Raw genomic sequence first — 23,468 nt, 5'->3', positions numbered from 1 at the left:
ACCCCCGCCCGCACCGCCGTCGCCACGAAACGCGAGCGCGATCCCGTCGCCGCCAAACAGGCCCTGATATCTGCCGCGGTGGCCGAGTTCGCCACCAAGGGCTTCGCGGGCGCGCGCGTCGACGAGATCGCCGCCAACGCCGGCGTCAACAAGCAGCTCGTGTACCACTACTTCGACAGCAAGCAGGGGCTGTACCTCGTCGCGCTCGAATCGGTCTATGCCGAGATCCGCGAGAAGGAACAGAAGCTCACGCTCGATGCGCTCGCACCGCTCGAAGCCATGAAGCAACTGGTGGCCTTCTCGTTCGACTACCTGGCCGAGCACCCCGAGTTCATCGCGCTGCTGGCCGACGAGAACCGCAACCACGGCGCGCACCTGCGCGAGTCGGAGCGGCTGCAGAAGATGCACTCGCCCTTCATCGAGATGCTGGAGGCCACGCTCAAGCGCGGCGTGGCGGCCGGTGTGTTCCGGCCCGACTTCGACGCGATCAACCTCTACATCTCGATCGCCGGCATCTCGTACTTCTTCTTCTCCAACAACCACACGCTGTCGGCCATCTTCGGCAAGCCGCTCGATGCGCGCGGCGCGCTGCTGCAGCGGCGCCGGCACGTGATCGAGTTCGCGCTCAACGCCTTGCGGCCCGACAAGGCCGCCGCATGAAAATTATCAACTAGTTGGTTGACTCGGGTCGTGGCGACTCCTATGATTCGCCGCATTGCTTCCTAGACCCAGGAATTGAGATGACGGCACCTGATGGCGCTCTGGCGCCCCCCGCTCCTGCGCCCTTGTCGGGCGAGCGCCCCGAATGGCAGCGCTGGGCCCTCGTGGTCGCGGTGCATCTGGCGGGCATTGCGCTGTGGGAGCTGGCGGTGCGGATCTTCGCGATCCAGCCCTTCATCCTGCCGGCGCCCTCGAAGGTGCTGGCCACGCTGGCCAATCCGAACTACAGCTGGCTCAAGAACACCGGCGTCACCGCGCTCGAAGTGTTCGGCGGCTACGCGCTGGGGCTGGTGCTCGGCATTCTTTGCGCGCTGCTCTTCATCACCAGCAAGCGGCTGATGCTGCTGGTGTTCCCGCTGCTGGTCACGCTCAACATGATTCCGAAAGTGGCGATGGGGCCGCTGGTGATCGTGTGGTTCAGCTACGGCATCGGGCCGAACATCCTGATCACGTTCAGCCTGTGCTTCTTCCCGATCCTGCTGACCACCATCCGCGGCCTGAACGAGACCGAGCCCGAGCTGCTCGACCTCGTGCGCGCGCTCAAGGGCTCGCGCTGGCAGCTGTTTCGCTACATCCAGCTGCCGGGCTCGCTGCCGTACGTGTTCTCGGGCATGAAGGTCGCCACCATCCTCGCCGTGGCGGGCGCGGTGGTGGGCGAGTTCATCGCCTCGGAACGCGGCCTGGGCTATCTGATGATCCAGGTCCAGGCCTCGCTGGACACGCCCGCGGTCTTCATGGCCGTGCTGCTCATCACGGGCCTGGGCGTGCTGCTCTATCTGCTGGTGCTTCTGCTGGAGCGCCTCTTCATCACCCAGGACGCAAGAATCCAATGACCTCCACGCCTGTCCTCGACGACCTGCCCTTTCCCGAGCGCTTCGAGAGCGAAGCCGCGCTTGAAGACTACCTGGCCACGCCCTCGCGCGACCTCGTGCGCGACATGGCCCGCCTCGACGGCGACCTGATGATCCTCGGCGTGGGCGGCAAGATGGGCCCCACGCTGGGCCGCCTCGCGAAGAACGCGATGCCCGGTCGCCGCGTGATCGCTGTCGCCCGCTTCAGCGAAGCCGGCGTGCGCGAAGCGCTCGAAGCGCACGGCATCGAGACCATCGCCTGCGACCTGCTCGACCGCGCCGCCATCGCCGCGCTGCCGCCGTGCGCCAACGTGGTCTTCATGGCCGGGCGCAAGTTCGGCGCCGACGCCGACAACCCGCTGACCTGGGCCATGAACGCGCACGTGCCGGCGCTGGTGGCCGAGCACTTCCATGCCTCGCGCATCGTCGCCTTCTCGACCGCTTGCGTGTACCCCTTCGTACCGGTGACCAGCCAGGGCGCGAGCGAGAGCGACGCACCCAATCCGCCCGGCGAATACGCCAACTCGTGCGTGGGCCGCGAGCGCATGTTCGAGTACTTCTCGCAGCGCCACGGCACACCCGGTCGCCTGTTCCGCCTGAGCTACGCCATCGACCTGCGCTACGGCGTGCTGGCCGACGTGGCGCTCAAGGTGTGGCGCGGCGAGCCGGTCGACGTGACCATGGGCCACGTCAACGTGATCTGGCAGGGCGACGCGAACGCGCAGGCGCTGCGTTGCCTCGCGGCGGCCACGGTGCCGACCTCGCCGCTCAACGTCAGCGGGCCCGAGACGACGTCGATCCGCTGGCTTGCTGAAGAATTCGCGCGCCAGTTCGGCAAGTCCGTGACGATCGCCGGTCAAGAAGCACCGACCGCGTGGCTCATGAACACCGGCGAGGCCGAGCGGCTGTTCGGCTATCCGCGCGTGCCGCTGGCACAGCAGATCCGTTGGGTGGCTGACTGGATTTCGCGCGAGCAACGCCAGTACGGCAAGCCCACGAAATTCGAATCGCGCGACGGCAAGTACTGAGCCCATGACCATGCCCGCCGTCGAAGCCCTCACGTCGATCACGCCCGGCATCGCCCCGATGCTCGACGCACTGGTCGCCGCGAGCGGCTGGAACCAGACCGCGCACGACTGGCGGCTGTTCGAGCGGCTCGGCACGGTGCATGGCGTGCGCGATGGCGAGGACCAGCTCGTCGCCAGCGGCGCCGTGCTGCCGATGGAAGGCGTGGCCTGGATCAGCATGATCCTCGTGATGCCTGCCGCGCGCGGTCAAGGCCTGGGCCGCGCGGTGTTCGCGCGCTGCCTCGACCAGGTGAAGACCGCCGGCCTCGTCGCGATGCTCGACGCCACGCCGCAGGGCGAGCCGCTCTATGCGAGCTTCGGCTTCACGCCGCTGTGGCGGCTCACGCGCTGGCAGCGCGAGGCCGCACCCGCCACCGCATCGCTCGCCACCGACAAGCCAGCCCTCGACAACCTGGCGGCGCTCGACGCGCAGGCGCTGGGTTTCGCGCGCCCCGCCGTGCTCGCCGACCTGCTCGGGCGCGACGACAGCCGCTGCGTGCGCAACGGCCTGGGCTTCGGCCTCGTGCGCGCAGGCCGTACTGCACACCACATCGGGCCGCTGCTGTCGTCCGATGAGGCCACGGCCGCCGCGCTGCTGACACAGGCCGCACGCGGCATCGACGGCCGCATCTATGTCGACGTACCCGACGACCGCAAGGCCATGGCTGCCGCATTGCGCGCCGCCGGCTTCACACCCCAACGCAGCTTCGCACGCATGGCGCTGGCCACGCGCGAGGGCGCGCAGCCGCCCACCGGACACCCCGCCTTCATCCACGCCATCGCCGGCCCCGAGTTCGCCTGAGGACCTTCGCCCATGCCACTGAACCGCTCCGACCTTCCCGCCGACGTGCTTGCGCTGCTGTCGCAAGGCACCGTCATCCCGGCGCATCCGCTCGCGCTCGACGCCGATCGCCAGTTCGACCGCCAGCGCCAGCGCGCGCTCACGCGCTACTACGTCGATGCCGGCGTGGGCGGCCTCGCGGTGGGCGTGCACACCACGCAGTTCGCGATCCGCGAGCGCGGCCTGTACGCCACCGTGCTCGAGGCCGCGATGCAGGACCGCCTGGCCTGGAACGACCGCCCGATGGCGATGATCGCCGGCCTGTGCGGCCCGACCGCGCAGGCGCAGGTCGAGGCGCGCACCGCTGTCTCGCTGGGCTATCACGCGGGGCTGCTGAGCCTGGCGGCGCTGGCCGGCGCATCGGAAGACGCGCTCATCGCCCATTGCGAGGCGGTGGCGCAGGAGATCCCGCTGATCGGCTTCTACCTGCAGACGGTGGTCGGCGGCCCGATCCTGTCGAGCGACTTCTGGCGCCGCTTCGCGCTCATTCCCAACGCGCTGGCGATCAAGGTCGCGCCCTTCAACCGCTACCGCAGCATCGACGTGGTGCGCGGGCTGGTCGATGCGCGCGCCGAGGAGCGCGTGTTCCTCTACACCGGCAACGACGACCACATCGTGCTCGACCTCGCGCTGCCCTTTGCCGCGATGCGCGACGGCGCGCCCGTGCAGGTGCGCTTTCGCGGCGGCCTGCTGGGCCACTGGTCGGTGTGGACGTCGAGCGCGGTGCACCAGCTGCAGCAGATCAAGGCCGAGCTGGCCGCCAGCGGCGGCGCGCTGAGCCCCGCCCTGCTCGCGCTCGATTCGCGCGTGACCGACTGCAACGCCGCCTTCTTCGACGTGGCGAACAACTTCCACGGCTGCATCGCGGGCTGCCACGAGGTGCTGCGGCGCCAGGGTTTGCTCGAAGGCATCTGGTGCCTCGACCCGGAAGAAGGTTTGGGCCGGGGCCAGTCGGCGGAGATCGACCGCGTCTACCGCCAGCACGGCGACCTGGCCGACGACGCCTTCGTGCGCGACAACCTGGCACGGTGGCTGGCATGAGCGCCGTACTCGCGCCCGCGCAGGAGGCGCCGCTGATCCGCATGCGTCAGCTGCGCAAGGTCTACCGCAAGCGCAACGAAGAATTCCTCGCCGTCTCCGACGTCACGATGGACGTGCATGCGGGCGACATGATCTCGCTGGTCGGTCCCTCGGGCTGCGGCAAGTCGACGCTGCTGAAGATCCTGTCGGGCCTGCACGGCCACGACGGCGGCAAGCTCGAGATCGGCGGCCCCGGTGGCACGGGCTTCAATCCGGGCCGCGACGTCGGCATGGTGTTCCAGCAGCCGCTGCTGCTGAAGTGGCGCACCATCCTGGAGAACGTGCTGCTACCCGCCGACATCCTCGGGCTGGACCGCAAGGCCGCCAAGGCGCGCGCGCACGAGCTGCTCGACATGGTCGGCCTCACGGGCTTCGCCGACAAGCTGCCCTACGAACTCTCGGGCGGCATGCAGCAGCGCGCCGCCATCGCACGCGCGCTCATCCACGATCCGAAGCTGGTGCTCATGGACGAGCCCTTCGGCGCGCTCGATGCACTCACGCGCGAGAAGATGAACCTGGAAATGCTGCGCATCTGGGAGCGCAGCCGCAAGACCTTCATCGTGGTCACGCACAGCATCCAGGAGGCGGTGTTCCTGGGCTCGCACTGCGCCGTGCTCACGGCCGGGCCGGCACGCATGGCCGACTTCTTCCGCATCGACCTGCCCGAGCCGCGCAAGCTGCACGTGAAGACCAGCCCCGAGTTCGGCGAGTACGTGCGCCGCATCTACGACCTGCTGGGCGTGGACTGAGCCTCGCCCCGCAATTCAGTTCAGCTGGGTTGCAGCTGCTGGATTTCCTTGGCGCGCGCCACTTCCACTTCGCGCGGCAAGGTCACCGCGTTCTTCACCGCCAGGATCTCCGCCATCACGCTCACCGCGATCTCGGGCGGTGTCTTGCTGCCGATGAAGATGCCGATGGGCCCGCGCAGGCGCGCGAGCGACTCGGCCGTCTGGTCGAAGTGCTCGATCATGCGGTCGCGCCGCGCGTCGGCGTTGCGGCGCGAGCCGATGGCGCCCACGTAGAAGGCCTCGCTCTGCAACGCTTCGAGCAGCGCGAGGTCGTCCAGCTTGGGGTCGTGCGTGAGCGCGACCACGCAGCTGCGGCGGTCGGGTTTGAAGGCCAGCACGGCGTCGTCGGGCATCTCGGTCGTGATCGTCACGCCGGACAGCGTCCACGCGGTGCGGTACTCGGCGCGCGGGTCGCACAGCGTCACGGCGAAGCCGCTGAACTTGGCCATGGTCGCCAGGTACTCGGCGAGCTGGCCGGCGCCGATCAGCAGCATGCGGTACTCGGGGCCGAAGGTGTTGGTGAGTTCGGTGTCGTTCACCGTGAGCTCGTCGGGCGCGGTCGCCTCGGCCAGTCGCACCGCGCCGGTGGCCAGCGTCACCGTGCGGCGCATGAGCTTGCCGCGTTCGAGTTCGGCGACCAGCGTGTCGAGCGCGTCGGCGTCGGGCGCGTATTCGAGCAGCAGCTCGAGCGTGCCGCCGCAGGGCAGCCCGAAGCGGTGCGCCTCGTCGGCCGTGATGCCGTACTTGACGAGCGCGGGCGGCGCGCCCAGCGGCACGTCTTCGCCCTTGCCGTGGGCGTAGCTGTAGCGCGCGATCAGATCGTCCTCGATGCAGCCGCCCGAGACCGAGCCGACCACGGCGCCGTCCTCGGCCAGCGCCATGATCGAGCCCACGGGCCGCGGCGACGAGCCCCAGGTGCGCACCACGGTGGTCAGCAGCGCGCGCTTGCCGGCACGCCGCCAGTCGCGCAACGTGCGCAGCACCATGACGTCGAGGTTTTCCATGGCGAAGTCCCGTGCGTTGTCAGGCGGCGTCGCCCGGGGTGGCGGCGTCTTCGCCGTCCTTCTTGCCGAAGCCCATCTTCTTCATGAGGCCCGACATCACGCCGGCCTTCTCGGCGGGCGCCTCGGCCGCCGCTTCCGCGGGCGGTGCGGGCGGCGGGCCGTAGCGGCTTTGCATCTCGGCCTCGAAGCGCTTGAAGAAATCGTCGGCGGTGGACTTGGCCGCGCCGTCGATCAGGCGCTGGCCGAGCTGGGCGATCTTGCCGCCGACCTGGGCCTGCACGGTGTAGTCGAGTTCGCAGCCGGCAGGAGTTGGAGCCACGGGGGCGGTTTCGGCAGCAGGTGCGCCCTCTGCGATGGGTGCGCTGTCGGCCACGGCCACCGGCTTGAGCGACACGCTCGACGAGCCCTTGGCAAACCCCGCCACGCCGCCCTGCCCCTCGAAAGTGAGCTTGTAGCCGTCGGGCGCGACGATGTCCGACAGCATCACCTTGCCGCTGAACTTGGCCGACACCGGACCGATCTTCACGGCCAGCGCCACGCTGTAGGTGTTGTCGCCCGTGAGCTCGAACTTGTCGCAGCCGGGGATGCACTTCTTGAGCGTCTCGGGATCGTTGAGCGCGTCCCAGGCCTGTTGTTGGGTGACGCCGAGGCGGCGGTTTCCGAGCATTTCCATGGTGGGTTTCCTTTGTTCCTTCCTGAGTCCGGTCCTAGCGACTGGCGCGCATCAGCGCGGCCAGGCTGGCGGCCAGCTGTTCGAGTGCATTCAGATTGTGGACCGCCAGCATCGCGTCCGCATGGCGGTGCAGCACGGCGGCCCCACGCGCCAGAGGGGCGTAGCCCTCGAAGCGCAGCAGCGGGTTGAGCCACAGCAGCCGGCGCGAATGCCGCTGGAGCCACTGCAGCTCGGTCTCGAGCTGCGCGGGCTCGCCCGTGTCGAGGCCGTCGCTGATCACCAGCACCAGCGTACGGCGGCCGATGAGCCGACGCGCATGCGACTGGCGCAACTCGGTCAGCGAACCGCCCAGCCGCGTGCCACCCGCGAAATCGTCGATGGCCATGCTGGCGGCCTCCAGCATGGCGTCGGTGTCGGCCAGCCGGAAGGCGGGCGTGAGGTCGGTCAGCCGCGTGCCGAAGGCGAACACGTCGCGCCGGCCGGCGCGCCGCGTGGCGGCATGCAGGAAGGCCAGCAGCAGGCGCGCATAGCGCTCCATCGAACCCGACACATCGACCAGCACCAGCAGCGGCAGAGGCTGCTCGCGCCGCGCCAGCCGGGGCAGGCGCAGGATCTCGCCGCCGGTGCGGGCCGCCTCGTGCAGCACGCCGGGCCAGTGCATGCGCGCGTGCGTCCGGCCGGCATCGCCCGCCGGACGCAGGCGGCGCGCGGGCAGTTCGGGCACCGGCAAGCGGATGTCGCGCGCCAGCCGCTCGACCAACCGGTACTCGGCCGCGCCCAGCGCGTTGAAGTCGGCATGCTGCAGCCGCTGGCGGTCGCTGGCCGTCATGGCGGCGTCGAACTTGATCTCCTCGTCGGGCTTCGTCGGTGCCGCGGGCTTCACGGCATCGCGCGGCGGGCTCAGCGCTTCTCGCACGCGCGGGCGCCGCTTGGAGGGCTCGGCCTTGCCCTCGGCGCTGGGCAGCATCTGGGCGAGCAGCTTGTTGGCCAGTTCGGGGTCGCGGAACCACGCGTCGAAGAGTTCTCGGAACACCAGCCGGTCTTGCTCGCGGCTGACCATCACGGCTTCCATGGCGGCGCCCAGGTCGAGCTTGTCTTCCACGCCGACCAGCGTGGCCGCCTCGGTGGCGAGCGCGATGCGCATGGCGTCGGTGCGCACGCCGGCGCGGCGCAATGCGCGGCCGAAGGCGGCGATGTTGCCCGCCAGCTTGCCGCTGCGCACGTCGCCGAGTTGCTGAATGCCGGCCATGTAGGTGCCTCGGCCTCGCTCAGCTCGCGAGCGGTTCCTCGGGCCTCAGCAGGTCGGAGGCCAGCTCGTGCGTGAGTGCCGCCACGTCGTCGCGCTGCTTGAACAGGATGCCGGCGGTGTCGACGACCACTTCGGGGTCGAGTTCGACGGTGTCGAGCGCAATGAGCGCCCGCGCCCACTCCACGCTTTCAGCGATGCCGGGCGCGCGCTGGAAGGCATTGACGAACGGCGCCGAGCGCAGCCGCGCGACGAAGGCCGCCACCTGCGCCGACAGCACCTCGCCGGCCTGCGGCACCTGCGCGCGCACGATGGCCAGCTCGCGCTCTCGCTCGGGGTAGTCGAGCCAGTGGTAGAGGCAGCGCCGCTTCACGGCATCGTTCAGCTCGCGCGTGCGGTTGCTGGTGAGCAAGGTGACGGGCGGCACCACGGCGCGCACGGTGCCCAGCTCGGGAATGCTGACCTGGTACTCGCCCAGATACTCGAGCAGGAAGGCTTCGAAGGGCTCGTCGGCGCGGTCGACCTCGTCGATCAGCAGCACGGCACCGGGCGCCGGCGTCTGCAGCGCCTGCAGCAGCGGGCGGCGGATCAGGTAGTGCGGCTGGTAGACCTCGGCCTCCACGTCGCGCGCCGCACCCGTGGCTTCGGCCGCGCGCATGTGCAGCAGCTGCGCGGCGTAGTTCCATTCATAGAGCGCCTCGCGCTGCTCCATGCCGTCGTAGCACTGCAGGCGCAGCAGCTCGCGGTTCAGGGCCGTCGACAGCGCCTTGGCCAGCTCGGTCTTGCCGACGCCGGGTTCGCCTTCGAGCAGCAGCGGGCGCTGCAGCTTGAGCGCGAGGAACACCGCGGTGGCCAGGCGGCGGTCGGCAAAGTAGCCGGCCTGCCGCAAGCCGTCGGAAAGGGCGTCGATGGTCGGGAAGATCATGGGCAAGCGTAGCGGAAGACGCGAGGGTGTCGCGCCTTCCGGTGGGCGGCGGCGCTGGGCTGCTTCAGCCGAGTGCTTTGGTGACGGCGCGCTGCGTCAGCACGCTGATCAGGTTCGCGCGGTAGGCGGCCGAGGCGTGTAGGTCGCTGTTGAGGTCGCTCGCGTCGATCTTCACTGCCGCGGCCGACGCGGCGGTGAAGCTCTTGTTGAGCGCGTCCTCGAGCCCGGCATGGCGGAACACGCCGTTGCCCGCGCCGGTGACGGCCACACGCACGCCGCTGTCGTACTGCGCCAGGAAGATGCCGACCAGCGGGAAGTTCGAGGCCTTCTGGCGCAGCTTCTCGTACACCGCGCGCTTCGGGATCGGGAAGCGGATGGCGACGATCAGCTCGTCTTCTTCAAGTGCCGTGGTGAACAGCCCCTGGAAGAAGTCGTCGGCCGCAATCTCGCGCTTCGACGTGACGATGGTCGCGCCCGAGGCCAGCACCGCGCTCGGGTAGCACGCCGCCGGATCGTTGTTGGCCACCGAGCCGCCGACGGTGCCCATCGCGCGCACCTGCCGGTCGCCGATGCGCGACGCGAGGTCGGCGAGCGCGGGGTACGCGGCCTTCACGTCGGCGTTGTTCGCCACGTCGAGGTGGCGCGACATGGCGCCGAGGGTGATCGCGCCGCCATCCTTCTTGATGCCGGTCAGTTCCTTGATGCCGCCGAGGTCGACGAGTTGTTCAGGCGCCGACAGCCGCAGCTTCATCGAGGCCAGCAGGGTCTGTCCGCCGGCCAGTGGCTTGCCGCCCGCGGCGATGAGCCGGGCCGCGTCCGCCACGCTGGCGGGCCGTTCGAGTGTGAAGGCATACATGGGGTGATTCCTTCTCTGTTATTTCTTGTGTCGTTCAGGGCTTGGCGGCGGCCTGCATCGCTTCCCAGACGCGGCTGGACGAAGCGGGCATGTCGAAATCCTTGACGCCCAGCGGCGCCAGCGCATCGAGCACGGCGTTGATGACCGCCGGCGGCGACCCGATGGCGCCCGCCTCGCCGCAGCCCTTGGTGCCCAGCGGGTTGTGGGTGCAGGGGGTGCAGACGGTGTCGAGCTTGAACTGCGGGAAATCGCCGGCGCGCGGCATGGCGTAGTCCATGAAGCTGCCGGTGAGCAGCTGGCCGGTTTCGTTGTCGTACACGCAGTTCTCGAGCAGCGCCTGGCCGATGCCCTGCACCAGCCCGCCGTGCACCTGGCCCTCCACGATCATCGGATTGATGATGGTGCCGAAGTCGTCCACCGCGGTGAAGCGGTCGACCTTGACTTCGCCGGTCTCTTTGTCGATCTCGACCTCGCAGATGTAGGTGCCGCCCGGGAAGGTGAAGTTGGTCGGGTCGTAGAAGGCGGTCTCGTTCAGGCCCGGCTCGAGCTTGTCGAGCGGGTAGTTGTGCGGCACGTAGGCCGTGAGCGCCACCTGGCCGAACGGGATCTTCTTGTCGGTGCCCTTGACCGTGAACTCGCCGTTGGCGAACTCGATGTCGGCGTCGCTCGCCTCCATGAGGTGCGCGGCGATCTTCTTGGCCTTGGTCTCGATCTTGTCGAGCGCCTTCATGATGGCCGCGCCGCCCACCGAGATGGAGCGCGAACCGTAGGTGCCCATGCCGAAGGGCACGCGGCCGGTGTCGCCGTGCACCACGTCGACGTTCTCGACCGGAATGCCCAGGCGCGCGGCCACGACCTGCGCGAAGGTGGTTTCATGGCCCTGGCCGTGGCTGTGCGAACCGGTGAACACCGTCACGCTGCCGGTCGGGTGCACGCGGATCTCGCCGCACTCGAACAGGCCCGCGCGTGCGCCGAGCGCCCCCGCGATGTTCGACGGCGCGATGCCGCAGGCCTCGATGTAGCTCGAATAACCCATGCCGCGCAGCTTGCCCTTGGCCTCGGTCGCTGCCTTGCGCGCGGCGTAGCCGTCGACCTCGGCCAGCACCCGCGCCTTGTCCATGCAGGCATGGAAGTCGCCGGTGTCGTACTGCAGCGCCACAGGCGTCTGGTACGGGAAGCTGGTGATGAAGTTGCGCTTGCGGATCTCGTCCTGGCCCAGGTTCATTTCCCAGGCGCAGCGCGACACCAGGCGCTCCAGCAGGTAGGTGGCCTCGGGCCGTCCGGCCCCGCGGTACGCATCGACCGGCGAGGTGTTGGTGAACCAGGCATCGACCTCGACGTAGATCTGCGGCGTGGTGTACTGGCCCGCCAGCAGCGTGGCGTACAGGATGGTCGGCACCGCGGTCGAGAAGGTCGACAGGTAGGCGCCCAGGTTGGCGTCGGTGTGCACGCGCATGGCCAGGAACTTGCCGTCCTTGTCCATCGCCATCTCGGCGTGGCTCACATGGTCGCGGCCGTGCGCGTCGGACAGGAAGCACTCCGAGCGTTCCGCCGTCCACTTGATGTTGCGGTTGAGCTGCTTGGCCGCCCAGGTCAGGCACACGTCTTCGGCGTACAAAAAGATCTTGGAGCCGAAGCCGCCGCCCACGTCGGGCGCGATCACGCGCACCTTGTGCTCGGGCAGGCCCAGCACGAAGGCCGTCATCAGCAGGCGTTCGACGTGCGGGTTCTGGTTCGACACGTAGAGCGTGTAGTCGTCGGTGCCGCGGGCGTAGCTGCCGATGGCCACGCGCGGCTCGATCGGGTTGGGCACGAGCCGGTTGTTGACCAGGTCGAGCTGGGTGACGTGCGCGGCGGTGGCAAACACCGCATCGACCGCCGCCTTGTCGCCCAGCGCCCACTTGTAGCACTGGTTGTCGGGCGCCTCGTCGTGCAGGGTGACGCCGCTGGCCTTCTTCGCGGCGTCGGCCACGCTCACCAGGGCGGGCAGCACGTCGTAGTCGACCACCACGGCCTCGGCCGCGTTCTTGGCCTGCTCGACCGTCTCGGCCACCACCATGGCCACGTGGTCGCCCACGTAGCGCACCTTCTTGATCGCCAGGATCGGGTGCATCGGCTCCTTCATGGGGGTGCCGTCGGGGTTGTTGATGAGCCAGCCGCAGGGCAGCCCGCCCATCTTTCCTTCGATGTCCTTGCCGCTGAAGATGCCGACCACGCCGGGCATCTTCGAGGCCTCGGCGATGTCGATCGACTTGATGACGGCATGCGCGTGCGGCGAACGCACGAAGACCGCATGGCTCTGGTTGGCCAGCGTGATGTCGTCGGTGTAGTTGCCCGCGCCGGTCAGGAAGCGGTAGTCTTCCTTGCGCCGCAATGCCTCGCCGATGTGCGGCAGGTTGGAGAAGTCGGAAGCGCCCATGTCGCTCTCCTCAGGCCGTGACCGTGGTTTGCTGGGTCGGCACCGGATTGCCCGATGCCATGGCCTCGCCGCCCATCTTCACGGCCTTGACGATGTTCTGGTAGCCCGTGCACCGGCACAGGTTGCCCTCGAGCAGCTCGCGGATCTCCGATTCGCTCGATTTGGGGTGGTGGGTGCACAGGTCGATGGCGCTCATGACCATGCCCGGGGTGCAGAAACCGCACTGCAGGCCGTGGCATTCCTTGAAGGCCGCCTGCATGGGGTGCATGGTGCCGTCGGCGGCGGCCACGCCCTCGATGGTGGTGACGTCGGCGCCGGCCGCCTGCGCGACCAGGATGTTGCACGACTTGACCGCGCGACCGTTCAGGTGGACCGTGCAGGCGCCGCACTGGGCGGTGTCGCAGCCGACGTGGGTGCCGGTGAGGTGGAGGTGCTCGCGGATCGCGTGCACAAGGAAGGTGTTGGGTGGGGCGTCGACCGTGACCGGCCGGCCGTTGACCTTGAAAGCGACCTGCATGTGGCTGTCTCCGTGAAAGGTGATGGCTGGTTCAGCGAGGCATCTTGGATGCCGCCCTTTCGCACTATCCTAGGCAAAAACCCTTGACACTTGCACAGAGCGCGGGAAATTCTCAAAATGAAACAGCTTGCCAACCGGCCGGCCCGCAAAAGCAGCCCTCCCCGCGCGAAGAAGAACTTTCACGATGATGTCCGCTTCCGCCGTCCCCCCTCCTGCTGAGCGCTCGCTGGCCATTGCGCAGGCGCGCCGCGAGCTGATCGACGGCGACGGCCCCCGCCCGCGCGGCAGCGCGCGGGTCGACCCGGGCATCACGCGCTCCTGGCAGCGCTGCCTGGAGGCTGGCCGCCGGCCCCAGCAGCGCGTGAGCTTCGAGCCCGTGAGCCGCACCGCCAGCCGCGAGGTCACGGAATGCAACCGGGCCCTGGTCACGGCGGCGCGTCCGGTGATTGAACGGCTCTCGCGCGCCATCGCCGACACCCGCTATTTCGCCATCCTGACCGACGCCCGCGGCATCGTGGTCGACGTGGGTACCTTGCCCGACGGCACCGACCCCGCCGCCCGCTATGCGCGCGACATCGGGCGCATCGGCGTCGACCTGTCCGAAAGCGCCATCGGCACCAGCGCCATCGGCACGGCGCTGGCCGAGCAGGAATCGGTGTGGCTGCACCGGGGTGAACACTTTTTTGACGACACCAGTGTGTACAGCTGCGCCGGCGCCCCGCTCTTCGGGCCCCGGGGCGACTGCATCGGCATGCTCGACCTCACGGGCGTGCAGGTGGTCGAGCGGCCCGAGCTGCGCCACCTGGCCACCCTGTCGGCGCGCAGCATCGAGAACCTGCTGGTGCAGCGCGAGCCCTGCGAGCTGCTGCTGCGCCTGCTCTGGCCCGGCTGCCCGAGCAGCGAGACCACCGAGGGCCTGCTGTGCATCGACGCCGCCGGCCACGTCACCGGCGCCAACGCGGCGGCGCGGCAGATGCTGCACCAGCCGCTGGTCTGCCATGCCGGCGGCCTGCATTTCAACGACCTGTTCGCGCTGCCGCTGCACATGATGTTCGACGCCGCCCGGCGCGGCGACGCCATGCTCGAGGTGCCGCTGTGGTCGGGCCTGCGGGTGCAGGTGCGGGCCCAGCGCGGCGGCAGCGAGCATGGCGGCGTGCCCGGCGCTGCAACCGACGGCCGCCCCCGCCTGCGCGACGTGGAAACCGCCCTGATCCGCAAGGCGGTGACCGACGCGCGCGGCAACGTGGCCGAGGCGGCGCGCACGCTGGGCATCAGCCGCGCCACGGTCTACCGCAAGCTCTGGCGCGGTCGGCCGGCGGGCGACTGACCCGCTTCCCTCTTCACGCGCCTGCGGGCACGCGGTCGAGAAAACCCGTCACTGCGCGCAGCTTGCCCGCGTCCAGCTGTGCGAAGTCGGTGCCCTGGATCAGGTCGTCGGCGCCGCTCGGGCCCAGGGTCCACGAGAAGCGCAGGTTGTCGCCGTGCGCCTCGGCCTTGCCCAGCAGGTGGAAGCGAAAGCCCGGGTAGCGCTGGTGCACCGCGCCGACCAGCGCGCTGATCTGCTCGTGGCCGCTGGCCTGCGCTATCGGGTCGACATAGCGGGCGTCGGCGGTCCAGCCGGCGTCGATGAGCGCGGCGCGGCGCGCGGCGTCGGTCTCGTTCCAGACGGCGATGTAGCCCGTGGCGATGGCATGGGCGTCGTGGGCGGCGGTGTTCATTGCGACTGTTCCTTTCGAGGGTTCGACCCGCAACAGCGCGGGGTGAAGGAATGGTCGCGGGGCACGCGCCGCGCGTCGATGACGTGGCAGGTTATGCCGGCGCGTCCATCGACGCGTTCGCATCGAGCGGAAACACCGGCCGGCGCACCTGGCTGAACGGGAACAGGCTGTAGTCGGAACTGGTCACGCCCGGGCTGTCGCACTCCACCAGCGCGGCCGACAGCGGCTCGAACACCGGCCGGCAGTACATGCGCGACTTCAGCAGCAGGAAACGCTCCTTGCGCGGGTCGAGCCCGGCGCACTCGAACACGCCGATGTCCCACGGCTCCTGCGTGCGCTCGGTGACGACGATGCGCGCCGCGCCGATGTCGAACAGCACAGTGCGCCCCATGCTGCTGCGCTGGCCGGTGTAGGTGGGGCCGGTGATCACGTACTCGCCGTCGCTGATGGTTCGCACGACGCCGGTCAGCTGCACCGGCGTCTTCTTCAGGCCGATGCCTTCCAGCGACACCTTGTTGCCCAGCGCCACCGTCACCTCGGTGCCCTCGCCCGCCGCGACCAGCGCGGCCACCGCCTCGGGGTCGCACAGCGGCCCGACGCCGATGCCGTCCAGGCCCTGCGCCAGCGCTTCCTGCAGCACGTCCATCGTGTCGCAGCTGCCGCCCGACATGCAGTTGTCGCCATGGTCGAGCAGCAGCACCGGGCGCGTCGCGCCGCCCGCGATGAGTTTCGCGCGCGCAACCGACGCGGCCAGCGGCTCGCTGCGGTAGATGAAGGCTTCGCGCTCGGCCCACATCTGCGCCGCGATGCGGTCGGCCGTGGCCTGCGCGCGCGCGGGCGATTGCGCATCGACCACGATCACGCTCATGCACGGCGCCGTGATGTCCGACAGCGAGAAGCCCGCCAGGATCGACACCGCCAGCGACTCGGATTCCTCCGCCGCGCGCGCCGCCTCGATGGCCCGCTGCATCGCGCCGGTGAACGAGGCGCTGCGCAGCGTGTGCGCCATCAGCGGCAGCTGGCGCCAGCACATGTACGGCTGGCTGCGTCCGGCCAGCAGGTCGAACATCAGGCGGCCGGCGTGCTCGCCGGTCTCGTACATGTCGACGTGCGGATAGGTCTTGAAGCCGACGATGACGTCGGCGTTGTCCACCATCGCGGGCGTCACGTTGGCGTGCAGGTCCAGCGCCACGCCGATCGGCACGCCGGGCGCGGCGGCGCGCAGGCGCACCAGCAGGTCGCCTTCGCCGTCGGTGCTGTTCTGCGCCACCATCGCGCCGTGCAGGTCGAGCAGGATCGCGTCGCAGCCCGGCGCCGCATCGACGATGCATTGCGTGAGCGTGGTGTAGGCCTGCGCATCGACCGGCCCGCTCGGGTTGGCCGAGGCCGACACCGGCGTGACGAGCTGCGCGCCCGCCGCTTCGGCCAGGTCGATGAAGGCCGACATCGCGGTGCGCATGCCCTTGTTGTCGGTGTAGGCCTGCGCCCCGAAGGTCGGGCCGTCGGGCCCGAAGGCCGCGAGCGGCGTGGGCACGGGCGAGAAGGTGTTGGTCTCGTGGTTGAGACGTGCGATCAGGACTTTCATTGGGCAAACTTTCCGGCGCTGCCCAGCATGGTGATGTCGCCAAAGCTGGAGCCGTTGCGGTTGTCGGGACGGAACGCGACCGTGAAGCCATTCAGGTTCATGGGCGGCGAGTTCTCGATGCTGCGGCGCAGCGATTCGGTGGTGATCGGCCCCTTCACGCGCTGCAGCGATTCGGCAAAGGCCTTGGCCGTGATGTAGCCCTCCAGCCCCAGGTAGGAGCCTTCGCCTTCGCTGCCCGCGGCCTTCCTCGCACGCTGGTATTCGTCGACGATGGGAAAGCGCGTCTTCCAGAACGGCGGCACCACCTGCGACAGCACGATGCCGCGGCTCTTGTCGCCGAGTTCCTTGTACAGAAGGAACGAGCTCGCCACCGAGTTCGTGTAGATCTGCGGATGGATGGGCGCAGCCACCAGCGAGCGGATGATGTTGATCGCCGGCGTGCCGGCCGCGATGACGTACACCGCCTGCGCCCCGCTCGCGATGACCTGCTGCGCGATGGCGGGATGGTCCTTTTCCTTCGGATCGAAGCGCAGCGACAGCAGGGCCGGCCGCTTGTTCTTCTCGAGCGCGGCCACCGCGTCCTTCTCGATGCCCTTGCCGTAGGCGTCGTCGCTGGAGACGATGGCGATGCGCGTCAGGCCCACGGTCGTCAGGTGGTTCATCACACGCGAAACCTCGTCGGCATACGACTCCCGCACGTGGTAGATCGGCACCTTCGGCCCGCGCAGCACCGCCGCGCCGGTCAGCCCGCCGAAGATGAAGCTGTCGTACTTCGCCGCCACCGGCACCATGGCCGCGCCGATGCCCGTGCCCATGGTTCCAAACAGGCAGACGACGCGGTCCGTGCCGAGCAGCTTCTCGGCATTGGCCGCGGCCTTCTCGGGGATGTAGGCGTCGTCGTAGGTGATCATCTTGACGGGCCGGCCACCGACGCCGCCCGCCTTGTTCAACTGGTCGAGGAACAGCGTCTGGCCTTCCATGAACGCGAGGCTGTTCGGCGTGAACGGGCCGGTGAGCACCGCGGACTGGCCGACCAGGATCGGTTCTCCGGCCGCCAGGGCCGCCGTCGACGCCGCGACCATGCCCATCGCCAGCACGCAGTGCAGGCCGACGCGGCGAAGCGCCGCCTTCACGCGGCCACTCCCGCGCTCTGCAGCATCGCCTGCAGCAGCACGTTGCAGCCGGCTTCGAGGTGGTCGGGCTGCGCGTCCTCGATCTCGTTGTGGCTGATGCCGTCCAGGCAGGGCACGAAGATCATCGCCGCGGGGCACACGCGCGCAAGGTACACGGCGTCGTGGCCGGCGCCGCTGATCACGTTCATCCACGTCATGCCCTGGTCCTGCGCGGCCTCGCGCACGGCCGACACCAGCGCGGGCGTGAACGGCTGCGGCGGGAAGTACACAACCTGCTCGGCCGTCGCCTCGACCTTGCCTTTGGTGGCGATGCGCTGCACGGCTTCCTTCAGCGCCGCGTCCATGGCCGACAGCACCACGTCGTCGGCCGCGCGCAGGTCGACGCTGAGCTTCACGCGGCCCGGAATCACGTTGCGCGAGTTCGGGTAGTTGTCGATCCAGCCGACCGTGCCGCGCCCGTGCGGCGCATGCGCGAGCGCGATGCGGTTCACCTCGACCACGAGTTCGGCGGCGGCCAGCAGCGCATCCTTGCGCAGTTCCATCGGCGTGGGGCCGGCGTGGGCTTCCATGCCCTGCACCACCACGTCGTACCAGCGCTGGCCCAGCGCGCCCTCGACCACGCCGATGACGCGCTCGTTGGCTTCGAGCACCGGGCCCTGTTCGATGTGCGCCTCGAAGTAGGCGCCGACCGGCGACGCCGCCGCCGAGGCGGGCACGGCGCCCGCGTAGCCGATGGCGGACAGCGCCTCGGCCACGCTCACGCCCTCGGTGTCGCGCTGCGCGAGTGCGTGCTCCAGCGTGAAGGCGCCGGCGAACACGCCCGAGCCCATCATCACGGGCACGAAGCGCGAGCCTTCCTCGTTGGTCCACACCGCCACCTCGACCGGCGCTTCGGTTTCGATGCCCGCATCGTTCAGCGCGCGCACCACCTCCAGCCCGGCAAGCACGCCGTAGTTGCCGTCGAACTTGCCGCCCGTGGGCTGCGTGTCGATGTGGCTGCCGGTGGTGATGGGCGGCAGCGCGTTGTTGCGGCCCGCGCGGCGCGCAAAGATGTTGCCGATGGCGTCCACGCGCACCTCGCAGCCGGCCTCGCGCGCCCAGCGCGTGAAGAGGTCGCGGCCCTGGCGGTCGAGATCGGTCAGCGCGATGCGGCACACGCCGCCCTTCTCGGTGGCGCCGAGCTGTGCGAGCTGCATCAGCGAGTCCCAGAGGCGCTGGCCGTTCACGCGCAGGGCGCGCACGTCCGTGGCGGCGGAAAGTTCGTTCGTTGTGTTCATGGTTTTTGCGACGAATGAATGGCGGGTTCAGGCAAGGCCAACACCCAGATAGCGGTCTTTCACGTCGTGGTCGGCCATGAAGGCGGCGTTGCCGGCCTCGTGCACGATCACGCCCTGCTCCACGATGTAGTGGCGGTCGGCCAGCTGCACGCAGACCTCGAGGTTCTGCTCGACCAGCAGGATGGCCACGCCCGCGGCCTTGATGGTCTTGAGCTGCGCGACGATCTCTTCCACGATCACCGGCGCCAGGCCTTCCACGGGCTCGTCGAGGATCAGCAGGCGCGGGTGGTTCATGAGCGCACGGCCGATGGCCAGCATCTGCTGCTCGCCGCCCGAGAGCTGCCCGCCGCCGTTGCGCCGGCGCTCCTTCAGGCGCGGAAAGATGCGGTAGATGTCGGCCAGCTGCCAGGGCGAGTCGCGCCGCAGGCCGAGCAGCAGGTTCTCTTCCACCGTGAGCAGCTTGAAGATGCCGCGGTGCTCCGGCACCAGGCACACGCCGCGCGTGGCGATGCGGTGCGGCGGCTGGCCCGCGATGTCCGCGCCCTGGAAGCGCACGCGCCCTTTCGTGGGCGTGACGGCGCCGGCAATGCTCTTGAGCGTGGTCGACTTGCCCGCGCCGTTGCGGCCCAGCAGCGTGACCAGCTCGGCCTCGCCCACCGTGAGCGACACGCCCTGCAGCACATGGCTCTTGCCGTAGTGCGCGTGCAGGCCTTCGACTTCGAGGATGTTGCTCATGCCTTGCCTCCGGTGATCATGTTGCCCAGGTACGCGGTGCGCACGCGCGCGTCGGACCGGATGTCGCCCGGCAGCCCCTCGGCCAGCACGCGGCCCAGCTGCATGACGGTCACGGTGTCGGAGATGTCCATCACGATGTTCATGTTGTGCTCGATCAGCACCACGGTGTGCGCGTCGCGCAGGCCACGGATGAGATGCTTCATGTCGTCGAGGTCGTCGATGCCCATGCCCGAGGTCGGCTCGTCCAGGAAGATGGCCTTGGGCTTCGCAGCCAACGCCATGCCCACTTCGAGGCGGCGCTGCTGGCCGTGCGAGAGCACGCTGGCGGGCGTGTCGGCCAGCCGTTCGAGGCCGATGCGCGCGAGCACCTCGGCCACCGTGTCGGCACAGGCGCGCTCGCCGATGGGTGCGCGCCAGCAGTTCATGGCCTGGCGCGGCGCGATGCCCTGCGCCGCCACGCGCAGGTTCTCGCGCACCGACAGGCTGGGGAACAGGCTCGTGACCTGGAACGAGCGCGCCATGCCGCGCTGAACGCGTTGATGGTCGGGCTCGCGCGTCACGTCGTGGCCGTCGAACAGGATGCGCCCGCCCGTGGTGGTGCCGGTGCCCGTGAGCATGTGGAACAGCGTGGTCTTGCCCGCGCCGTTGGGCCCGATCACCGAGTGCACGGTGTTGCGCTTGATCTTCAGGTCGACCCCGCCGAGCGCGGCGAACTTGCCGTAGTGTTTGGTGACGCCGATGGCTTCGATGAGGATGTCGCTCATGCCTGTTCTCCTTGCACGGCCGGCGCCTTGGCCTCGGCCGCCGTCTTGCGGAACACCCGGCGCCAGGCGCTTTCGCCCAGGCCCCAGAGGCCGCGTTGCATGCCGATGCTCACGCCGATCAGCAGCAGGCCCAGCAGCAGCAGCCAGCGCGGCCACAGCGTGGAGAGCCAGTCGGCCAGCAGCACGTAGAAGGCCGAGCCCAGCACCGAGGCGAAGAGATTGCCGGTGCCGCCGATCACGGTGATGACCAGGATCATCTCGCTCGTGTGGTACTCGGCGTTCGACAGCGGTGCGATGCCGGTCATCATCGCGTGCAGGCCGCCGGCCAGGCCCGTGACGGCGCCCGAGATCACGAAGGCCAGCAGCTTGAAGCGCTTCAGGTCGTAGCCCACGGCGGCGGCGCGGTCCTCGTTGTCGCGGATGGCCAGCAGCGTGCGGCCGAAGACCGAGTCGGTCACCTTGAGCAGCAGCGCGAACGCGGCCAGGAAGATCACCGCCACGAAGGCGTAGTACTTCCACGGCGTGTCCATGAAGGCCGGGCGCGGCACGTCGAGCAGGCCGTTGTCGCCGCCCGTGAGCCCCGAGGCCGTGTAGGCGATGAAATAGAACATCTGCGCGAAGGCCAGCGTGAGCATCACGAAGTAGGTGCCGCGCTGGCGGATGGCGACCCAGCCGACCACCGCCGCGCCCAGCGCGCCCATGCCGATGGCAGCGAGCAAGGCGAGCGGCATCGGCAACTGCAGCCGCGTGAGCAGGATCGCGATGGTGTAGCTGCCCAGCCCGAAGAAGATGCCCTGGCCGAACGAGAGCAGCCCCGTGTAGCCCAGCAGCAGGTTGCAGCCCAGGGCGGCGAGCGCGTAGATGAGCACTTCGCTCGCGAGCGAACCCGAGCGCATGCACAGCGGCAGCGCGAGCGCGACGATCAGCGCCAGAAGGAAGGTGTATTTCTTTGGCATGGCGCGTTCATCCTCTGCGGCCGAGCAGGCCATGCGGGCGCAGCAGCAGCACGGCGCCCATCGCGATGTAGATCATCAGGCTCGCCCCCGGCGGCCAGATGGTGCTCATGAGGCTTTGCACGATGCCGATCAGCACGCCGCCGACCAGCGCACCGCTGAAGCTGCCGAGCCCGCCGATCACCACGACCACGAAGGCCACGCCCAGCGCCTCGACGCCCATGAAGGGCTCGGCCCCGCGGATGGGCGCGGCCAGCACGCCGGCCAGCGCCGCCGTGGCCGCGCCGAGCGCGAACACCAGGCTGAACACGCGGAACACGTTGATGCCCAGCAACGAGACCATCTCGGTCGATTCGCTGCCCGCGCGCACCGCGCTGCCCAGGCGCGTGCCCTCGAGCACCCACCACAGCCCCACCGCGAGCACGGCGGTGAAGCCGATCACGAAGAGGCGGTACTTCGGATAGATGAAGCTGCCCCACATCACCACGCCCTGCAGCAGGTCGGGCGTGGGCACGCTGTTGCCCAGCGGGCCCCAGAACACGATGACGATCTCCTGCACCGCGAGCGCCAGGCCCACGGTCACGAGGATGTGGAACTCGTGCGCCTTGGCATACACGCGGCGCAGCAGCAGCTTCTCGGCCAGCCAGCCGAGCGCGCCGACGAACAGCGGCACCAGCACGAGCGCGGCCCAAAAGTTGAGCCCCCATTGCATGGCCTGGAAGCACAGGTAGGCGCCCAGCAGATAGAAAGCGCCGTGCGCGAAATTCACGAAGCGCAGCAGGCCGAACACGATGGACAAGCCAACGGCCAGCAGGAAATACAGCATGCCGATGCCGATTCCGTTGATGGTCTGGAGCAGGTAGACGGACATAGGTGTCGTGGGGGTGGCAAACGTGCAGGCGGCACGCGCCCTGCCCGCGCCTCGAAACGGCGCGGGCGCGGCGCGAAGCCGGGCGGCGTCAGGCCAGCTTGCAGCCGGTCTTGTCGATCGGCAGGAACGACTTGCCGGAACTCACCACGTCCACGTAGTCGGCCGGGTTGGCCATCTTCGACTTCGCCTTGCCCTTGAGCAGGTAGTAGTCCTTGATGACCTGGTGGTCGGCCTTGCGGATTTCTTCCACGCCCGTGAGGCCGTCGAACTTCATGCCTTCGAGCGCCGCGACCACCGCCTTCGGATCGACCGTGCCGGCCTTGACGATGCCGTCGATGAGGATCTTGGTGCAGATGTACGAGCCGGCCAGGCTGTAGTTGGGCACGATCTTGAGCTTGTCGGCAGTGCGCTTCACCAGGTCCTTGTTGAGCGGCGTGTCGACCGTGTGCCAGTACTGCGCACCGAAGTAGACGCCGTCGCACAGGTCGGCGCCCAGCTCGTCGAACTGCTCCAGGCCCGAGGCCCAGGCCATGAGGATCGTCATGTTCTTGTGCATGCCGAAGCTCACCGCCTGGCGCAGCGCGGCGGACGACTGCGCGCCGAAGTTCAGCAGCAGCAGCACGTCGGGCTTGGCGGCCATCGCGTTGGTGAGGTAGCCGCTGAACTCCTTGTCGTTGAGCGAGTGGTAGCTGTTGCCCACGTGCTCGATGCCCTTCTCCTGGAAGATGGTCTTGGCCGCGCTCAGCAGGCCGTCGCCGAACACGTACTGCGGCGTGATCGTGTACCAGCGCTTGGCCTTGGGCATCGACGCGATCAGCGGGCGCACCGTCTGCTCGATGGCACCGAAGGTGGGCACCGACCAGCGGAAGGTGGCGGGGTTGCAGTCCTTGCCGGTGATTTCGTCGGCGCCCGCAGTGGTGATGAACAGGCCGCCGGCCTTCTCGGCCTCCTTGCCCATGGCCAGCGCCTCGGACGACAGGATGCCGCCCACGAAGAACTTCGCGCCCTGCTGCTGCGAGGCCTCCTGCACCTTGCGCACGGCCGTGGCGGGCTTGCCCTCGGTGTCGAGCACCGTGTAGGCCAGCGGCCGGTTCAGCACCTTGCCGTACTGCTCGATCGCCAGCTTGGTGCCCAGGTCGGCGAACTTGCCGTTGGCCGCGAAGGCACCCGACATGGGCACCGGCGCACCGAATCGGATCGCGTCGGTGGCCTGGGCGAAGACCGAGCGGCTCATCAGGAGCGAGGCCGGGGCGGCCGACAGGGCGGCCAGCTGAAGGAGTTGTCTGCGTTGCATGGGGTTCTCCGGTCGTGGTGTGGAAAGTGGGGAAGAAAACACAGTGCCTGCGATCGCCGGCAATTTAAGCGGATAAATAGGATTAATATGTTGGTAAAAACCCGTTAGCAAGCCCCGTGCCCAAACCCAACCCGACCCTGCCGATGACGCC

23 protein-coding genes are annotated in these 23,468 nt (G+C 69.1%); 7 read left to right on the top strand and 16 right to left on the bottom strand.

Annotation, left to right across the window (positions count from 1 at the left end; all coding sequences use genetic code 11):
* From AC3WQR_RS26875 to AC3WQR_RS26850, 6 genes are all read left to right on the top strand, one after another.
* A partial coding sequence (locus AC3WQR_RS26875; protein ID WP_492744830.1) for a TetR family transcriptional regulator occupies positions 1-660 on the top strand: 660 nt, incomplete at its 5' end.
* Between the two features lie 80 nt (positions 661-740).
* A complete protein-coding gene (locus AC3WQR_RS26870) occupies positions 741-1,553 on the top strand; it encodes an ABC transporter permease (RefSeq protein ID WP_082549019.1) in 813 nt (270 codons plus the stop codon).
* Positions 1,550-2,599 (top strand): NAD-dependent epimerase/dehydratase family protein, encoded by a 1,050-nt coding sequence (locus AC3WQR_RS26865; RefSeq protein WP_492744828.1) that lies wholly within the window; start codon positions 1,550-1,552, stop codon positions 2,597-2,599. Before AC3WQR_RS26870 ends, AC3WQR_RS26865 begins: the two co-directional genes overlap by 4 nt.
* 10 nt (positions 2,600-2,609) lie before the next feature.
* Positions 2,610-3,440, top strand: a complete 831-nt coding sequence (locus tag AC3WQR_RS26860) for a GNAT family N-acetyltransferase (RefSeq protein ID WP_492744826.1) — start codon at positions 2,610-2,612, stop codon at positions 3,438-3,440.
* Positions 3,441-3,452: 12 nt separating this feature from the next.
* Entirely contained in the window at positions 3,453-4,520 is a 1,068-nt protein-coding gene (locus tag AC3WQR_RS26855; RefSeq protein ID WP_492744824.1) for a dihydrodipicolinate synthase family protein, read from the top strand.
* Entirely contained in the window at positions 4,517-5,308 is a 792-nt protein-coding gene (locus tag AC3WQR_RS26850) for an ABC transporter ATP-binding protein (protein WP_492744822.1), read from the top strand. Before AC3WQR_RS26855 ends, AC3WQR_RS26850 begins: the two co-directional genes overlap by 4 nt.
* A gap of 20 nt (positions 5,309-5,328) precedes the next feature.
* On the opposite strand, the gene AC3WQR_RS26845 is transcribed toward AC3WQR_RS26850, so the two are convergent.
* The 7 genes from AC3WQR_RS26845 to AC3WQR_RS26815 form a co-directional block, all read right to left on the bottom strand.
* Positions 5,329-6,351 carry an XdhC family protein gene (locus AC3WQR_RS26845; RefSeq protein ID WP_492744820.1) on the bottom strand — a complete coding sequence of 341 codons (1,023 nt, stop codon included), beginning with the start codon at positions 6,349-6,351 and terminating at the stop codon, positions 5,329-5,331.
* A 19-nt stretch (positions 6,352-6,370) separates the two neighbouring features.
* Entirely contained in the window at positions 6,371-7,024 is a 654-nt protein-coding gene (locus tag AC3WQR_RS26840) for an SRPBCC family protein (RefSeq protein ID WP_492744818.1), read from the bottom strand.
* 34 nt (positions 7,025-7,058) lie between these two features.
* Positions 7,059-8,273, bottom strand: a complete 1,215-nt coding sequence (locus tag AC3WQR_RS26835) for a vWA domain-containing protein (RefSeq protein ID WP_492744816.1) — start codon at positions 8,271-8,273, stop codon at positions 7,059-7,061.
* Between the two features lie 19 nt (positions 8,274-8,292).
* Complete coding sequence (locus tag AC3WQR_RS26830) at positions 8,293-9,195, bottom strand: AAA family ATPase (protein ID WP_062468723.1); 903 nt, start codon at positions 9,193-9,195, stop codon at positions 8,293-8,295.
* Positions 9,196-9,259: 64 nt separating this feature from the next.
* Entirely contained in the window at positions 9,260-10,051 is a 792-nt protein-coding gene (locus AC3WQR_RS26825; RefSeq protein ID WP_095744326.1) for an FAD binding domain-containing protein, read from the bottom strand.
* 34 nt (positions 10,052-10,085) lie between these two features.
* The gene (locus AC3WQR_RS26820; protein WP_492744813.1) at positions 10,086-12,470 is read right to left on the bottom strand and encodes a xanthine dehydrogenase family protein molybdopterin-binding subunit; all 2,385 of its coding nucleotides are present in this window, start codon (positions 12,468-12,470) and stop codon (positions 10,086-10,088) included.
* Between the two features lie 10 nt (positions 12,471-12,480).
* Entirely contained in the window at positions 12,481-12,987 is a 507-nt protein-coding gene (locus tag AC3WQR_RS26815; RefSeq protein ID WP_062468730.1) for a (2Fe-2S)-binding protein, read from the bottom strand.
* Between the two features lie 187 nt (positions 12,988-13,174).
* Between AC3WQR_RS26815 and AC3WQR_RS26810 the strand changes: the two genes are divergently transcribed.
* Positions 13,175-14,314, top strand: coding sequence for a helix-turn-helix domain-containing protein (locus tag AC3WQR_RS26810; protein ID WP_492744832.1), 1,140 nt, complete (start codon positions 13,175-13,177; stop codon positions 14,312-14,314).
* Between the two features lie 13 nt (positions 14,315-14,327).
* On the opposite strand, the gene AC3WQR_RS26805 is transcribed toward AC3WQR_RS26810, so the two are convergent.
* The 9 genes from AC3WQR_RS26805 to AC3WQR_RS26765 all read right to left on the bottom strand — a co-directional run bounded on the left by AC3WQR_RS26805 (position 14,328) and on the right by AC3WQR_RS26765 (position 23,317).
* Positions 14,328-14,705 carry a nuclear transport factor 2 family protein gene (locus AC3WQR_RS26805; RefSeq protein ID WP_492744811.1) on the bottom strand — a complete coding sequence of 126 codons (378 nt, stop codon included), beginning with the start codon at positions 14,703-14,705 and terminating at the stop codon, positions 14,328-14,330.
* A 91-nt stretch (positions 14,706-14,796) separates the two neighbouring features.
* Complete coding sequence (locus tag AC3WQR_RS26800) at positions 14,797-16,290, bottom strand: M81 family metallopeptidase (protein WP_492744809.1); 1,494 nt, start codon at positions 16,288-16,290, stop codon at positions 14,797-14,799.
* The gene (locus AC3WQR_RS26795) at positions 16,287-17,423 is read right to left on the bottom strand and encodes an ABC transporter substrate-binding protein (RefSeq protein ID WP_492744808.1); all 1,137 of its coding nucleotides are present in this window, start codon (positions 17,421-17,423) and stop codon (positions 16,287-16,289) included. Before AC3WQR_RS26795 ends, AC3WQR_RS26800 begins: the two co-directional genes overlap by 4 nt.
* The gene (locus AC3WQR_RS26790) at positions 17,420-18,700 is read right to left on the bottom strand and encodes a Zn-dependent hydrolase (protein WP_492744806.1); all 1,281 of its coding nucleotides are present in this window, start codon (positions 18,698-18,700) and stop codon (positions 17,420-17,422) included. The genes AC3WQR_RS26795 and AC3WQR_RS26790 overlap by 4 nt, the downstream gene beginning before the upstream one ends.
* Positions 18,701-18,727: 27 nt before the next feature.
* Positions 18,728-19,435 (bottom strand): ABC transporter ATP-binding protein, encoded by a 708-nt coding sequence (locus AC3WQR_RS26785; RefSeq protein WP_070063982.1) that lies wholly within the window; start codon positions 19,433-19,435, stop codon positions 18,728-18,730.
* Positions 19,432-20,199, bottom strand: a complete 768-nt coding sequence (locus tag AC3WQR_RS26780; RefSeq protein WP_492744804.1) for an ABC transporter ATP-binding protein — start codon at positions 20,197-20,199, stop codon at positions 19,432-19,434. The genes AC3WQR_RS26785 and AC3WQR_RS26780 overlap by 4 nt, the downstream gene beginning before the upstream one ends.
* Positions 20,196-21,155, bottom strand: a complete 960-nt coding sequence (locus AC3WQR_RS26775; protein ID WP_159274612.1) for a branched-chain amino acid ABC transporter permease — start codon at positions 21,153-21,155, stop codon at positions 20,196-20,198. Before AC3WQR_RS26775 ends, AC3WQR_RS26780 begins: the two co-directional genes overlap by 4 nt.
* Positions 21,156-21,162: 7 nt before the next feature.
* Positions 21,163-22,023: a branched-chain amino acid ABC transporter permease gene (locus AC3WQR_RS26770; protein ID WP_095744319.1), complete on the bottom strand. Its 861-nt coding sequence runs from the start codon at positions 22,021-22,023 to the stop codon at positions 21,163-21,165.
* Between the two features lie 88 nt (positions 22,024-22,111).
* A complete protein-coding gene (locus AC3WQR_RS26765) occupies positions 22,112-23,317 on the bottom strand; it encodes an ABC transporter substrate-binding protein (RefSeq protein WP_492744802.1) in 1,206 nt (401 codons plus the stop codon).
* Positions 23,318-23,468 lie beyond the last annotated feature (151 nt).

Source organism: Variovorax sp. FW305-3-2-15-B-LB1 (assembly GCF_058787635.1).
This window is presented reverse-complemented; position numbering and strand designations above follow the sequence as displayed.